The 15,244-nt window shown below is 41.0% G+C and carries 15 protein-coding genes; all 15 read right to left on the reverse strand.

Annotated features, from left to right (window positions below; translation table 11 throughout):
• Positions 1-18: 18 nt before the first annotated feature.
• The gene (locus IL356_RS04695; protein WP_121846970.1) at positions 19-1,104 is read right to left on the reverse strand and encodes an efflux RND transporter periplasmic adaptor subunit; all 1,086 of its coding nucleotides are present in this window, start codon (positions 1,102-1,104) and stop codon (positions 19-21) included.
• A gap of 72 nt (positions 1,105-1,176) precedes the next feature.
• Positions 1,177-1,659, reverse strand: coding sequence for a GbsR/MarR family transcriptional regulator (locus IL356_RS04700; protein ID WP_121846969.1), 483 nt, complete (start codon positions 1,657-1,659; stop codon positions 1,177-1,179).
• A gap of 103 nt (positions 1,660-1,762) precedes the next feature.
• Entirely contained in the window at positions 1,763-2,155 is a 393-nt protein-coding gene (locus tag IL356_RS04705) for a hypothetical protein (protein ID WP_121846968.1), read from the reverse strand.
• 11 nt (positions 2,156-2,166) lie between these two features.
• Positions 2,167-3,186 (reverse strand): phenylalanine--tRNA ligase subunit alpha, encoded by a 1,020-nt coding sequence (gene pheS, locus IL356_RS04710; RefSeq protein WP_121846967.1) that lies wholly within the window; start codon positions 3,184-3,186, stop codon positions 2,167-2,169.
• A gap of 162 nt (positions 3,187-3,348) precedes the next feature.
• Positions 3,349-3,984, reverse strand: coding sequence for a carbonic anhydrase family protein (locus IL356_RS04715; protein WP_317173276.1), 636 nt, complete (start codon positions 3,982-3,984; stop codon positions 3,349-3,351).
• A gap of 46 nt (positions 3,985-4,030) precedes the next feature.
• Entirely contained in the window at positions 4,031-5,623 is a 1,593-nt protein-coding gene (locus IL356_RS04720) for a SulP family inorganic anion transporter (protein ID WP_121846965.1), read from the reverse strand.
• Positions 5,624-5,707: 84 nt separating this feature from the next.
• On the reverse strand, positions 5,708-6,004 hold the full coding sequence (locus IL356_RS04725; RefSeq protein WP_121846964.1) for a hypothetical protein: 297 nt from the start codon (positions 6,002-6,004) through the stop codon (positions 5,708-5,710).
• A gap of 57 nt (positions 6,005-6,061) precedes the next feature.
• A complete protein-coding gene (locus IL356_RS04730; RefSeq protein WP_121846963.1) occupies positions 6,062-6,820 on the reverse strand; it encodes a tetratricopeptide repeat protein in 759 nt (252 codons plus the stop codon).
• 35 nt (positions 6,821-6,855) lie between these two features.
• Positions 6,856-8,637, reverse strand: coding sequence for a BatD family protein (locus tag IL356_RS04735; RefSeq protein ID WP_121846962.1), 1,782 nt, complete (start codon positions 8,635-8,637; stop codon positions 6,856-6,858).
• Positions 8,637-9,500: a tetratricopeptide repeat protein gene (locus IL356_RS04740; protein ID WP_121846961.1), complete on the reverse strand. Its 864-nt coding sequence runs from the start codon at positions 9,498-9,500 to the stop codon at positions 8,637-8,639. Before IL356_RS04740 ends, IL356_RS04735 begins: the two co-directional genes overlap by 1 nt.
• Positions 9,501-10,547 carry a VWA domain-containing protein gene (locus tag IL356_RS04745; RefSeq protein WP_121846960.1) on the reverse strand — a complete coding sequence of 349 codons (1,047 nt, stop codon included), beginning with the start codon at positions 10,545-10,547 and terminating at the stop codon, positions 9,501-9,503.
• A 50-nt stretch (positions 10,548-10,597) separates the two neighbouring features.
• A complete protein-coding gene (locus IL356_RS04750; protein WP_121846959.1) occupies positions 10,598-11,596 on the reverse strand; it encodes a vWA domain-containing protein in 999 nt (332 codons plus the stop codon).
• On the reverse strand, positions 11,597-13,261 hold the full coding sequence (locus IL356_RS04755) for a BatD family protein (RefSeq protein ID WP_225621386.1): 1,665 nt from the start codon (positions 13,259-13,261) through the stop codon (positions 11,597-11,599). It abuts the gene before it with no gap.
• Positions 13,261-14,127, reverse strand: coding sequence for a DUF58 domain-containing protein (locus tag IL356_RS04760; protein ID WP_121846958.1), 867 nt, complete (start codon positions 14,125-14,127; stop codon positions 13,261-13,263). Before IL356_RS04760 ends, IL356_RS04755 begins: the two co-directional genes overlap by 1 nt.
• Positions 14,128-14,216: 89 nt before the next feature.
• Positions 14,217-15,218: an AAA family ATPase gene (locus tag IL356_RS04765; protein WP_121846957.1), complete on the reverse strand. Its 1,002-nt coding sequence runs from the start codon at positions 15,216-15,218 to the stop codon at positions 14,217-14,219.
• Positions 15,219-15,244 lie beyond the last annotated feature (26 nt).

The following is a 15,244-nucleotide window of genomic DNA, read 5'->3' on the forward strand; positions in this document are numbered from 1 at the left end:
TCGTCTGTTCTTTTCTGGCTATGATTTTGTAATAGGAGAGATTTTTTGTCCGCTTTTTAGCTTCGAGACTCCTTCAACTACTAAGGTGGTACCCTCTTCAAGTCCTTCTTCTACCAAGTACTCATTCTGTGTTTGGTCAACTATGGTAATCGGTTTACTGGTAACGGTACTATCTTCAGACATGATGTAAACCATCTTATTACCCTGTAGATCAACAGTGGCGGTCATTGGAATCACAAAAATGTCTTTTCTCTCTGCTGGAATCTTGATTTCACCGGTACTTCCTGAGCTAAGTAATAGATTAGGGTTGTTAAAATCGGCACGTAGAGCAACACTGCCCGTGGTGGTATTGATCAGGTTGTTGACCATGGCTATTTTTCCTTTCTGGTCATAGGTTTCTCCATTCACCATTATCAGTTCCACTTCGGGAGCTTTAGTGATATCTATGGTTCTACCTTCTTTAGCTACCCTCTTTTTAATTTCTAAGAGCTCCTTTTCGTTTAGTGAAAAATAGGCCCTTACCTCACTGATGTCTGATACCGTCGTCAAGGGCATGGTGGTAGTATTACTTACCAATGTACCGACTTTAAAAGGTATCTCACCAATGTAACCGTCTACTGGGCTGGTGATGCGTGAGTAAGCGATATTGGCGGAAATACTCTCATAACCGCTCTTGGCCTGTTCCAGCTGGGCTTTGGCCGTCTCGAGCTGCACATTGCTGATGATTTCTTTATCTACCAATGGTTTTAGCTTATCGACCTCTACCTGAGCCGCATTTACTGCGGCCTTTGCGGCGTTGGCGTCTTGTGATAAAGTTTCTGTTTCTAGTTTGAAAAGTAGCTGGCCTTTTTTGACTTTCTGACCCTCTTCAACATAAATTTCTTGAATAAAGCCAGACACTTTGGGCCGTATCTCTACGTTCTGTTTACCTTCGATAGTTGTGGAATACAGGTCGTAGGTAGTCATATCCTGTTTGTTTAAAGTGGCTACTTTTAAGCTCGGCGGCGGTGCTGCAGCTGCCTGAGGTGAGGCAGAGGTGGTGCCAAAGCAAGAGCTTAATAGGGTTCCGGCGGCCAATAAAATGATTAGTGATAGTTTTTTCATTTTAGGAGGATGTTGTTAAGGTTTTGTTAATTCTAAACGTTCGGTATAAAACGAACCAGTTTGGTAAAAAAATTATACTTGTATTTCTTTTAATTTAGTTATGGTAGATTGAAGTGTTTTAGTCATATCGTTTAAACATTTGGTATAGACTTCTCTTTTGTCTTCATTGGTATGGAATTTTTCGGGATTGAATTTTTTATTGTAAGCAGAAACTTTATCAATTATCTCGCTCTCTTTTTCAATTTTGGTAAGAGAAAGGTTTAACTTCTTTAAGAAGAAGGTATCTTTTTCAGCCACCTTGAAATACCGCTTTCTATCGCCTGCCTTGGTAAAGTAATTTATAAAGCCTAACTGCTGTAACAGGTTCAATGAAGTTGAGATAGAACTTTTGCTCGCCCCTCTTTTGATTAGGCAATCTTCGAAGGTAAGACCATCTTGATCTGTAAGAATAAGAATGGCAAACACCCTTGCGGCCAACGGTGGTAGGTTATGTTCAGACTCTAGGTGAATACCTAGCTCTTCAATTAATACCTGTTTGCTTTCCTCTTTACCCATAACTCGGAATTTTTTCGCAAATTTAGAGTTGGTTCGGAATAAAACAAACCAAAAGAACCTAAAGTTTGGTTAAAAAAATCGAGGCAAATGTATTTACTACAAATTAGGGTAGTATGCCTTCCCTTTCGACGATAGGAATTTGCTGTAGCTTCTTTTCGGAAACGCTGTATTTGGGAAATAAGAAGCGCTTTTCATACAGTTTGTCTTCGGCGAAGAAGGTTACGAAAAACTCATTGTCCAATGCTAGAACTTCTTCTTGTATAAGCTCAATTTTGGCAAACGATTTAGCTTCCATTTTACCTATACCATGACGCATTGTCGATGTTTTTCGGTCTTCATCAAAACCTTTTGACACTACGATGACCATTTCAATGGCATCAGAACGGTCATTGATTATGTATGCATTCCAGTCTTTTGATAGAAATTCATCGTTCCATTCTCGAATGATGGCAACATGAACATCTTTAGCAACGGGAATTTCAATATCTTTCTTCACAATGGGGGTAATTACAAGGCGCTCTTGAACTGCTCTAAGAAACGCACATCGTTTTCACTCAATAAGCGTATGTCAGAAATTTGGTGAAGCAAAAGAGCGATGCGGTCAATACCCATACCAAAGGCGAAACCAGAGTATTCTTTTGAATCAATACCGCAATTATCAAGTACGTTCGGATCAACCATACCGGTACCCATAATCTCAAGCCACCCGGTACCTTTGGTCATTCGATAGTCGGTCTCGGTCTCTAGGCCCCAATACACATCAACCTCTGCACTCGGTTCGGTGAAGGGAAAATACGAAGGGCGTAATCTTATTTTAGATTTTCCGAAAAGTTCAGTCGTGAAATACTGTAATGTTTGTTTCAAATCTGCAAAAGAAACATCCTTATCAATATAAAGACCCTCTACCTGATGAAAGAAACAGTGCGAGCGGGCCGAAATGGCCTCGTTTCGATACACTCTACCCGGTGAGATGGTACGAATAGGGGGTTTATTATTTTCCATATACCTAACCTGCACCGACGAAGTATGCGTTCTCAAAAGAACATCGGGGTCGGTTTGTATAAAGAAGGTGTCTTGCATGTCTCTTGCCGGATGGTATTCAGGCAAGTTCAAGGCCGTAAAGTTGTGCCAGTCGTCTTCAATTTCAGGTCCTTCGGAAACATTAAAACCGATTCGAGAGAAAATTTCGATAATCTGGTTTTTAACAATAGATATGGGGTGCCTCGCGCCCAACTCCATCGGCTCACCAGGCCTTGTCAAGTCACCATAGATACCTTGTTCTTCGGTACTGTTTTCAAGTGCCGATTTAAGGTTGTTGACTTTTTCAGTGGCTGCTGATTTTAGCTTATTGATGGTCTGGCCGAACTCTTTTTTCTGCTCGTTCGGCACATTTTTGAACTCAGCGAAAAAATCGTTCAACAACCCTTTTTTGCCTAGATATTTAATACGGAAAGCTTCAATGGCCTCTTTATCATCCGTAGTAAATTTTTCAACCTCCTCTATATGTTCCTTTATCGTATCGATCATGGTCTTGACTAAAGACGCAAATTTAAAACATTTTGATCAACATCGTTTTGCTTTCTATCGAACAATTACCGCGTACCCGACAAAAGGTAAAACACCAACGCAAATACTCAAAAATAAAAAGGCCGGCTATTTTCGCCGGCCTTTTTATACTGAATGCTATGATTATTCGTAGAAAGTTACGCCACCGTCCGATATGTCGTACATGGCGCCTACAATCTTAATTTCACCATTATCTTCCATTTCTTTAAGTACTCCGCTCTGCTTTCGAATATTATCGATGGTCAAATGAACATTTTTCTCAGAAACCTTGTCAACGAACTCTAGGTTCTTTGAATTTCTCAGGCTTTCATCTGCAGGTTCTTTAACCTCGTCTACGGCAGGTTCTATTTTATTGATAAGGGCAGTGAGGTTTCCAAGCCTTGCGTGGTCACAGGCACCTTTAACCGCACCACAACTAGTATGGCCCAGAACGACAATCAATTTGGTACCTGCCAGTTTACAGGCAAATTCCATACTTCCAAGAATATCCTCATTAACAAAATTACCTGCAATTCTAATACTGAAAATATCACCAAGCCCTTGGTCAAAAACCAACTCGGCCGAAACCCTAGAATCGATGCAGCTTAGTATAGTCGCAAACGGAAATTGACCTTCTCGGGTATCGTTCACCTGCTCTAATAAATTTCTGTTGGCCCTAAGGTTTTGTTGAAACCTTAGGTTTCCCTCTTTTAAGAATTGTAATGATTTGTCGGGGTTCATGGTGGCTTGGGTTTCTTTAGTATGTGCTCTCATATATATTTTATTTTCTATTAAAATTAGTACTATTAATCGCCTGTAACTAAAATCAGCTAAGGCTCAAATCTGATTTGGGTCTATTCTTGAAGAATTCTACAAAACTTTCGGGGTTTTCTACAATACCTCTTTTTGACACCAATTTTATATCAATTTGCCTTTCCCGCGCTTTAATGATAAAGTCTTCAAGAATCTCTATGATATCGTTGTCAAGATACCTCGTTTTCATTACGTCGACTTCCAAGAAGGTATTTCTTGGCAATTTATCCAATTCATTTAAAATAGCTCCTTTATTGAAGAAAGTAACTTCTTCGGCCAGGGTCATTTTCACATAATCTTTACCGTCGCCATTCTCTTCGATATGAAGAAAATGAGAGTTTTGGTAGCTTTTGATTAATATGACCACGATACCTACGGCAAGACCTAGCCCAATACCCCATAAAAGGTCGATAAAGACTATACCTAGAATGGTAACAATAAATGGTACGAATTGCTTCCAGCCTAAATTGTACATCACTTTGAAAAGCGCCGGTTTAGCCAATTTATAACCTACAATAAACAGAATAGCGGCCAATACCGATAAAGGAATCATGTTAAGTAGGTTCGGAATAAGTATGATTGAAATCAATAAAAAGAAACCATGTATAATGGCCGAAAGCTTAGTTCTACCACCAGATTGAATGTTGGCCGAACTTCTAACGATTACCTGGGTTATTGGTAAACCTCCGATCAAACCTGAAACAATATTTCCTGTTCCCTGCGCCAATAGCTCTCTGTTGGTTGGGGTCACGTTCTTATGAGGGTCCAATTTATCGGTCGCCTCAACGCATAGTAAAGTCTCTAAGCTAGCTACCAAGGCGATGGTGAAAGCGGTAATCCAAACTTGAGGATTGCTTACGGCACTAAAGTTAGGAAAGCTGAACTGCCCTAAAAATGAATCGATATCATCAGGAACCGGAACGCTTACCAAATGTTCTTTTGATATGCCCAAGGTTTCATGGTCTTTGGTCAATACATAGAAAATGATACCAACGGCCACTGCAACTACAGGACCTTGAACCAATTGAAATATTTTGCCCTTTTTACTTAGAACGTTATTCCATAAAATAAGTATCGCCAGGCCAATAATGGCAATCAAGGTCGCTCCCGGGCTTATATTGTTGACTGTGTTGAGTATTTCTGAAAAAGTATTTTCACCATCTACCTGAAAGAAGGCCCAATCGCCTTCAGGGTCGGGGTCGTAACCGAAAAAGTGCGGAATTTGTTTTAATACAATGATGATACCGATACCTGTGAGCATGCCCTTAATAACCGAAGAAGGAAAATAGTATCCTATAACTCCGGCTTTGAGTACACCGAACAAAATTTGAATAATACCACCGATGACGACGGCTACCAAGAAATTTTGGTATCCGCCCAAGGCGGTAATAGCTACCAGTACAATAGCTGCCAAACCGGCCGCAGGGCCACTAACACCGATATTGGAACCACTCATGGCACCAACAACGATACCGCCGACTATACCGGCAATTAATCCAGAAAATAATGGGGCCCCACTGGCCAATGCGATACCCAAACAAAGGGGCAAAGCAACGAAGAAAACGACGATACTTGCAGGAAGGTCGCTCTTGATATGTTTAAACATAGAGATAATTTTTTGGCCCTTAACCAAAAAGAGGAAAGGACTGGTTAGTCAATCGTAAAGTAAAAAATGGAAGGTCGTAAATGACTAACAAGACTGTTCCGGTGGGGGAGGTACTATTTCAAGAATGTGATCGAATGTTCCCAAAAGATGAAAATCGCTTATCTCAGATTCTTTTGAGTGCTTGATAAGGGAATAGTCGAAATCATGGTCATTTACGAACTTTTCCTCAGCTTGAGATTTTTTGCCCGTTTCTTGATGCTCTTCTTCATTGAGATTGGTGACCACTATAGGGTTGTCAACATCGCATAACGTTATTAGGCTAGGTGCGCCAATCGCAAATAGCCATAAAACCAAAAGTGTAGTTCGAACGATGCTTTTCATGGTCGACGTTATATACAAATATAACGGCATAAGCCACTATAGTTTGTTAAGGAAGTTTTAAAAATCCTTAAGCTCTTTGATGTCTTCTGCGGGGATCCAACCTATCGAGCCGTCGGCAATTTTTATCTTTTTCCAGTCATTGAGTTCTTCCAAGACATTTACCTTGGTGCCTTCATGAAGTGCAAAAGCTTCTTGACTTCGGGCATTGGGCTCTGCTTTCACACTTGATTCATCGGCGAAAACAATTGCAGGCATGTCATCTTTGAACTTATTATACTGCAAGATAGCAAATACCAAAGCAACAACGGAAAGAAATAAAGCGACGATACTTATCACGAACGAAATTCGCTTTCGTGATGAATACCTAAAATAATAAAAGGCGATATAAAGAAAAACAAAAAGTATAAGGAATGCCACTGCCAAATAGGCCCATTGGTCAAAACTTAGCTGACCTACTATATTTTTATAAATGTTGGAAAGTCCGGTTTCGGGTAAGGTTTCAATGGCGTCAAGGGTCATGTTATTGGCGTAAGCCAAGTTGTTCTTTATTTCTTCGTCATTGGGTCGAAGCAACAACGCCTTTTCGTAGTAATAAATACTAGGGGCTATTTGATTTAGTTTGTAATATGAATTTCCGAGATTGTAATAGAGCTCCGCCGAATGCTGGCCATTATCGAGAATTTCCAGATAATTATCGACCGCTTTTTGATAGGCTCCTTCGTTATAGGCCTCAGTGGCCTGATTGAACAAGGTTTCATTTTGCCCAAAGGCTACTAAACCGAAAAGAAAGATTACGACCGACAGTAATTTTTTCATTGTACTTTGCTGTAATTTATCGTTGTACGGTTTGTTTAAAGTTGTTTGTCAAGCTGCGATATGACTTCGCTGGCCTTATCATAATCTTGTTGCATCTGTACCTCAGAAAAGGGGCTATACCTGGCCATTTCGCAATTTTTCAAAAGCGCAATAAATCCATGAATGGTCACATCATCCACATTTTTTTCCTTGAGCAAATGTGCAATCTTGTCTTTACTGAACTCAGAGGTCTCAATTTTGAGCTTAGCTTTGAGGTAATTGTGCAGAGCCTTCTCCAACGCTACATAAAAGGCATCTTTATGCCCTAGTTCCTTACGGGCTTTCGAAAGATATTTTCTAGCTAATCTGTTGGCACGTTTTATTTTATTTCCGGCTACATCGCTAGCAATAGCTTCCCTTTTCTTACCTATCAAAATTGCAACCGGAATCAGTAATAAGGGCAAAAACAACCAGAGATAAAAGCAGGTCGAACCAAAAAACACATTGGTTGCCGTAGGAGAAAGGTTTGGTTGAAGTTTTAAAAAATTGAATTGGTTGCCTGTAGTTACTGCCTGTTTCGCTCCATTCAAATTAGGGGCATTTGCAGATGCCGAATTTACAGGGCCTTCTTTTACATCGATTACTATTTCTTCGGAACTTAAAGTCTTGTATGTCTCAGAATTAGGGTCAAAATAAGTAAATGAAATACTGGGGATGGGATATTTGCCCTTAAAAGTGGGAACAATCGTATAATTATTGCTCACCTTGCCTTGAGAACCTGATAAGGTAGTTCGAACGTCTTCACTGAATTCGGGGTCATACACTTCTAACGAACCGGGAAGATTAGGTTCCGGAAGTTGAAAAAGCTTAAGGTTGCCCTTACCGCTGACCTCCACTTTTGCCTGTAAGGATTCTGAGGCATTCAAAGCAGTTTTGCTTGTCGTGACCGAAAAACCATATGACCCTACAGCACCGCTAAAATTAACCGGTTTGCCTTTTTCAGGTAAGGCCTTTACGTTAATGGTTCTTCTACCGGCCGATACGGTTTTGTTTGTTTGGGAATAGATACGACCTCCAAAAAAATCTCTTTTGTTAGTAGGTACATCAACTGTTACATCAAGGGATAACGGCTCAATTTCAAGTTGCCCTGATTTTTGTGGATAGAGTACCACTCTTTTCAATACCACATATCTGTAGGGTTTTCCCTTATAGGTTCCGTTTTCGGCCGATAGTCTTCTAACGGGTATATCTTGGCTCCAAAAATTATTATACTTCGGGTTGTCAAGTGGTTGGTAATTAGAAACGCTAATGGATGGTGCCACATACAACTTATAAACAACGCTCAAGGCCTCATTGAGATAGGGGCTTGTTTTTGAAACCTCTGCGACGAGATGCAGGCTTTCGTCGGCTACGTCATCGACGGTCATTTGATCACTGGGCTTATCAACGGCGGCCGTTACTTCTACCTTTTTAGAAAGTGATTTATAAGTGTTTCCGTCAATGACTATAGAGGCCTGTTGAATGTTAAATTGGCCCCTAGCGGTAGGTGCCAAAGTGTACGAATAGGTCTTTGAATAGCTGCGAACCCCGTTGATCCAAGAAGAACTGATCGATTGAGATGGGCCCATCAATACCCTAAAGCCTTCAAAATCTGGGGGCATGAAGTTATCACCATCTTTGTTCATGGTGAAATCTACACGAAGACGCTCATTGATGCCTAATTTTTCTTTGCTGAGTTTGATCTCGAAAGTAACGGCATCTTTATCTTGTGCGTTGAGCCAAAAAGTAGCGAACGCCGCTAAAAAATAGGTCAATATTTTTTTCAACATTACTGGCATTACCAATCCTTTTCATTTTTGACCTTGACACCCTTCACTTTTTGGGCGTCTATTTTTTCCTGAACCTTTTTCTCTTCGTTTTGCATAGCTTCTAGCAGATTTTGGATCTGCTGTTTGCTTAACTGATTGGGTCGAGGCTGCTGCGGTTGTTCTTGCTGTTGCTGGTCGCCTTGATCAGGTTTCTTTTTCTGTTCTTCTTTCTGGTCTCCTTCACCCTCTTTATTCTCTTCTTTTTGCTGATCTTCTTGGTCGCCCTCATCACCTTGGTCGCCTTGATCTTGCTTATCTTGATCTTTGTTGTCCTCCTCGTTTTCTCCTTCCTCTTTATTTTCGTTCTTGTCTTTTTGGTCTTGTTTGTCTTCTTGGTCTTTGTTGTCTTGATTCTGATTGTTCTGTTCTTGATCTTTCTTCAACATCTCTTTGGCCAAAGCAAGGTTATAGCGTGTTTCGTCGTCTTTTGGGTTGTTTCTGAGGGCTTCTTTATAGGCCTCGACCGCTTTTTCATACTCTTTACGCTTCATAAAAACGTTGCCCATGTTATGGTAAGCTTGGTGCTTTTCGGCTTTGGTGGTGGCAACCTCTCCCGCCTCTTTAAATCGACCAAAAGCCTCACTGTAGGTTTCTTTGTCATAATAAGCTGTTCCAAGATTGTAAGGCGCAGCCGCATTTTGATCACTTTTTGCGATGGCCTTTCTGTAATCAACCTCGGCATCGATAAAATTATCTTCAGATAATTCTTTATTACCGTCCCAAGTGAGATTCTTTGAGTCACGCAAATTACGGGCACGCTGCTCATCTTCATCATCTTGGGCAACGATGAAATTGGCCACCAGAAGTAATAGTATGAAAAACAGATTTTTCATTTATTCCTCAATCTTTTCGTTAAACAAATTCAGTTTTTTCAACCACTTGGTTTTCTTATCGAGAACGAAGATGTCTAAAAATAGAAATAATAGCCCTATGGCCAAAAACCATTGAAATTGGTCTTTGAACTCGGCAAATTGCTTGGCTTCAAATTCCTTTTTATCCATCTGCAACAACTGTTCCTTTATCAGCTCAACGGCATCTTCGGTATTGGTACCATCTATATATTCACCGTTTCCTTCATCTGCAATGTCAGTCAAGACCTCTTCGTTAAGTCGGGTTATGACTACCTCACCCTGTGCGTCTTTTTTTAGACTTTCGACAATACCATTTCTTTTGATGGGTATGGGGGCTCCTTTAGTTTTACCGACGCCTATCGTATAGATTCGAATACCTTCATCGACCGCATTTTCGACTGCGTCTTGAACCGCACCTTCAGAATGGTCTTCCCCATCAGAAATGATGAAAAGCACCCGGTTGGTCTGTTCTGCGTCATTGTAATATGTCGTAGCTAATTCAATAGCTTCGTTGATAGCTGTACCCTGTGAAGTAAGCATATCGGTATTCATACTCTGTAAGAACATCTTGGCCGCCCCATAATCGGTGGTTATAGGCAACTGCGGAAATGCTTGACCTGCATAAGCGATAATACCGATTCGGTCGCTAGCCAGTTGATTGATGATTTCTGAAACCAAGCGCTTCGCTTTTTCAAGCCTGTTGGGCGCGATGTCTTCGGCCAGCATACTTTTAGAGACATCTACGGCAAAGACGATATCGACGCCTTCACGTTTGACCGTTTCAAGTTTGGTTCCAATCTTGGGATTTACCAGACCCAATGTGAGAAAGGTGATTCCTAATAAAAACAACAATAATTTCAAACTAGACTTATACCTAGACCTGTTGGGAGTAATGCGCTTGAGCAAAGGCAGGTCGGCAAATTTTCGTTGGGTGCGATTTTTCCAGACTTGCAGTAATACGAACAGTACTACGACCACTGGTATAACACCCAGCAGGTAGAAATATATTTCTTCGTCGAACTGTATCATGGTCAAAAATCTTTATAAATTTTGCTTGAAACCTAAATCACCCAAATGATTTAGATAAAGCTTCTGAAAATACTATTTCTTAACAGCCATTCTAGCAAAAGCAAACCCCCTGCCAAAAATATCCACGGCCTAAATTTTTCCTCGTATTTATAATATTTGAACTCTTCTATCTCGGTTTTTTCAAGCTTGTTTATCTCTTCGTAAATAGCCTCAAGCTTTTCATTGTCCGTTGCACGGAAATATTTACCTCCGGTAACCTTGGCAATATCCTTTAGTAATTCTTCGTCAATTTCAACTTGCCGCATTCCGTATCTATAGGAACCATCGGCATTATACGCAATCGGCGTAAGCGCATTACCATTGGTGCCCAGACCTATCGTATACGCCTTAATGCCAAATTCAATAGCCAAATCTGCGGCGGTCTGAGGCTCTATGAAACCTGAGTTGTTGACACCATCGGTCAATAGAATGATGACCTTACTTGAAGCCTTGCTCTCTTTTAGGCGGTTGACCGAAGTGGCCAAGCCCATACCAATGGCCGTACCGTCATTCAATTGACCATAAGTAATTTCTCTTAATGAACTTAGTACAATTGATTTGTCGCTTGTAATCGGTGTTTTCGTGTACCCTTCACCGGCATAGGCCACCAAACCGATTCGGTCATTAGGCCTTTCCCTAATAAACTTGGCAGCTACCTCTTTTAGGGCCGAAAGACGGTTGGGCTTAAGGTCACGGGCCAGCATACTCGACGATACGTCGATTGCCATTACAATATCTATTCCTTTGGTGGTTTTGGTTCTCGTAGAGATATCTTCGGTCTGAGGGCGGGCCATGGCCACAATTATGGCAGCAAGTGCCAAAAGACGCATGATAAATAAAAGGGGTTTAAGTCTAGGTAAGATGCCTTTCTTTGAGAAACCTTTGATAGTGGGCAATTTCAGCGATGCTACTTGCTCTTTGCGCTTGTAAAAATACCACAGCACTGCCAATGGAAGCAATAAAAGCAACCAGAAAAACTCAGGATTGGCAAATGATATATTTTCGAGCATCTAAACTTCGGTTTTGACCTCTAAGGTCTTTAAAATTCGTTCTACAATTTCTTCGGCGTACGTGTCATTATCGCGCCATGTCAAAATCACTTGTTGTTGAAAACCCTTGCCACCGAATAGTATGACACTGTATTTGCCTTGAACAAGTTCGTCAGATTCCGGTACGGCAAACTTTCCGCTTCCATATACTTTTATACCCTTCACACCACTTATTGTAGTGAATTCTTCTTGTTTTGTAATGATGTTCTTGGCTCCCTTATCTTCCAGATTTTTGATGAACATCTCTACCGATTTTTCAAAGTCGGGCTCTACTTCTTGTGTTAAAACGGTTGAAGAGGTGCCTACGGTAAATAGACTTTTGGCGTTGCGGTACATGAAAATCTGAAGGTCTGAAATATTGGCTTTCATGTCCGGAGTCAGCTCCGCCTCTTGACGTCTAAGAATTTCAGGTGTTTCTAGGCTGATAGGAGGATAGCCATAAGTACTTGCTACCCACTCGCCTTCTAACAATTTCTTGGTCGGATTGCCCAACAAGGTATCCTTTACCGGTACGAACCCGTAATAACCTATGGCAACTGCCGCTGCAATGAAAATGGCCGCAATCACAGAAACACCGGCGATGACCAGTTTTTTCTTTTGCTTTTTTCGAGCAAGTTCTTCTTTGTATTCTTCTTGTTCAAGAAGTTCTTCTTCCGTCGGTTCAGGAAGTGCATCATGCGTTTTTATCACAATTTGCTCTATGGCCTTACGGTCATTTTCGGCAACCGACGATTCCGGTTTTGATTTCGCGAACTTGACCAAATCGGCAGTTTGCAATATTCGTCTGAATTGCGATAATGTGTCATTGTCGAGTTTTAGCTCACCTGCATCCCTCAACATTTCAAGTTTTACGATCAACTCATCGGTCGTGCTTTCCAAAGCCGTAACGTGAACATCTTCTTCAAGGTAAGAACGCACGATGTTGGTGAGCTCAGAATAGTACTCTTTATACTCGTCTTGAATAATGTATTTAGAATTTTCGAGCTTCTTCAGTTCTAACAAAGCCCTGTCATAAGGGGGTAGAAGGGCTTCTTTCTCTTCTTCGGTCAAAGGTTTTTTCCTTAAAAAGAACCAATATACAAGACCTGCAACTACAGCAACGACAATTAAAATGATCAATAACCATTTGAAGAGGTCGACATTGCTTTTATCTACCTGCATGAGAGGTTTGATATCGTACATTTTTTGGGCCAAGGTGTCTACAGGTACATTGGCAACACTGATTTGGGTAGAGTCGGTAAAGTAGCCTTTACCATTGATTTCAATACGTTGCGAAGGCAATTTGTAATTACCTGAATCGAATTGGGTAAGGGCATAGATTTTCTGCAAGGTCATACGATCTTGCTTTCGGGTCGTATCGGTTTCAAAAGCCTCTACCGTTTCAAGCGGTGAAAAAGTGTGCCCATCGGGAAAGATAACTTGCGCCAAAGTATCGGTTTCTACCGTTACGGTGAAATTGATCTGTTCACCTATTTTGATGGAGGTCGTGTCGACCTGTGAAGATACCTTTGGCTCGGTCTGGGCCCAACTCTTAAGGCCGATGACCAATAAGCACAGCAAAAAAAATGTTCGTTGCAAAGACAACGACTTTATACGGGGTATTGATTTCAACTCTCTTTTCTGCATTAACCTCTGCGCTTAAAATAGCCCAATAATTTTTTTACATAGCTTTCATCTACTCGGCAACTAATGACTCCGCATCCAGATTTTTTGAAGGTATCCGAAAAATAATCGACACGTTCTCGGTAATAGCTTCCGTAGGCCCTTCTCACACTTTTTGATTGGGTGTTGACCAATTGGTATTTACCCGTTTCAGCATCTTGAATCTGTACCATTCCTAAATTAGGGATCTCCTCTTCTCGATGGTCGTACACCCTAATTCCCGTTAAATCGTGTTTGTTACCAGATATTTTTAGGGTCTTTTCATAGTCTTCGGCAATAAAGTCAGAAAGAACAAAGACTATTGCTTTTTTCTTCATCACGCTGCTTAAAAACTTCAAGGCCTCCGATAGATTTGTGCGGTTGCTTTTGGGCCTGAACTCCAATAACTCCCTGATAATCCTCAGTACATGACTTTTTCCTTTTTTAGGGGGAATAAAAAGTTCTACTTCATCTGAAAAAAGAATCAACCCGGCCTTATCATTGTTCTGAAGTGCTGAAAACGCCAGTGTTGCCGATATTTCGGTAATAATTTCTTTCTTGAACTGGTTGGTGGTTCCGAACAATTCTGAACCACTAACATCTACCATGAGCATCATTGTGAGTTCCCTTTCCTCTTCAAAAACCTTTACAAAAGGCTCATTGTACCTAGCGGTTACGTTCCAATCAATATTTCTAACATCGTCACCAAATTGATATTGCCTAACCTCGCTAAAGGTCATACCACGACCTTTGAAAGTGGAGTGGTATTCCCCACCAAAAATATGATCGGAAAGACGGCGTGTCTTAATTTCGATCTTACGTACTTTCTTAAGTAACTCTTTGGTGTTCATATTACTATAAAAGGCTTGGCCTACAATTCTCAGTCTTTTTTGGCCTACAAAGTTTCTGAGTTGTCAAATCAATCTGGGAAACCGAAATTTTAAGGAACTTCAATCTCGTTTACGATCCTATTGATAATTTCTTCTGAAGTAATATTTTCTGCCTCGGCCTCATAGGTAATACCGATTCTATGACGAAGTACATCATGCACTACGGCCCTTACATCTTCAGGCACTACATACCCACGACGTTTAATAAAGGCGTAGCACTTGGCAGCGTTGCCCAAATTGATACTACCCCTTGGAGAAGCCCCAAAGCTTATTAACGGCTTTAGGCTTTCAAGATTATACTTTTCTGGATATCTCGTGGCAAAGATGAGGTCGAGAATGTATTTCTCGATTTTCTCATCCATATAAACCTCTTTCACCGCCTGTTGGGCACTCAATATTTGGTTTAGTGTAACGACCGGTTTAACGGTTTCGTAGGCCCCCAAAAGATTTTGTCGCATGATCAACTGCTCTTCGTTCATTTTGGGGTAGTCGATTACCGTCTTTAGCATAAAACGGTCTACCTGCGCCTCCGGTAGAGGATAAGTACCTTCTTGCTCGACTGGGTTCTGCGTTGCCATTACCAAAAAGGGTTTATCCAATATAAAGGTTTCATCACCAATGGTCACTTGCTTCTCTTGCATGGCCTCGAGTAATGCCGATTGCACTTTTGCCGGAGCCCGGTTAATTTCATCTGCCAATACGAAATTGGCAAAAATAGGACCTTTTTTAATCGAGAAATCGTTCTCTTTTATGTTGTAAATAAGCGTACCTACAACGTCGGCAGGTAGCAAATCGGGGGTGAATTGAATTCGGCTAAAGCTTCCCTTTACGGCCTTTGACAGCGTATTAATGGCCAAAGTTTTTGCCAGACCGGGAACCCCTTCCAACAAAATGTGGCCCTGACCGAGCAGACCGATCAATAGTCTTTCGACCATATGTTTTTGGCCAACGATTACCTTGTTCATTTCCAATATCAACAAGTCGATAAAAGCACTCTCTTGAGCAATTTTTTCATTTACCGCGCTAATATCAACAGTAGTAGTTTCTTCCATATAAAGCTAATAATTTCGGTTTGGGG

The sequence above is a fragment of the Euzebyella marina genome, from assembly GCF_014855515.1.
GTDB lineage: Bacteria > Bacteroidota > Bacteroidia > Flavobacteriales > Flavobacteriaceae > Euzebyella > Euzebyella marina.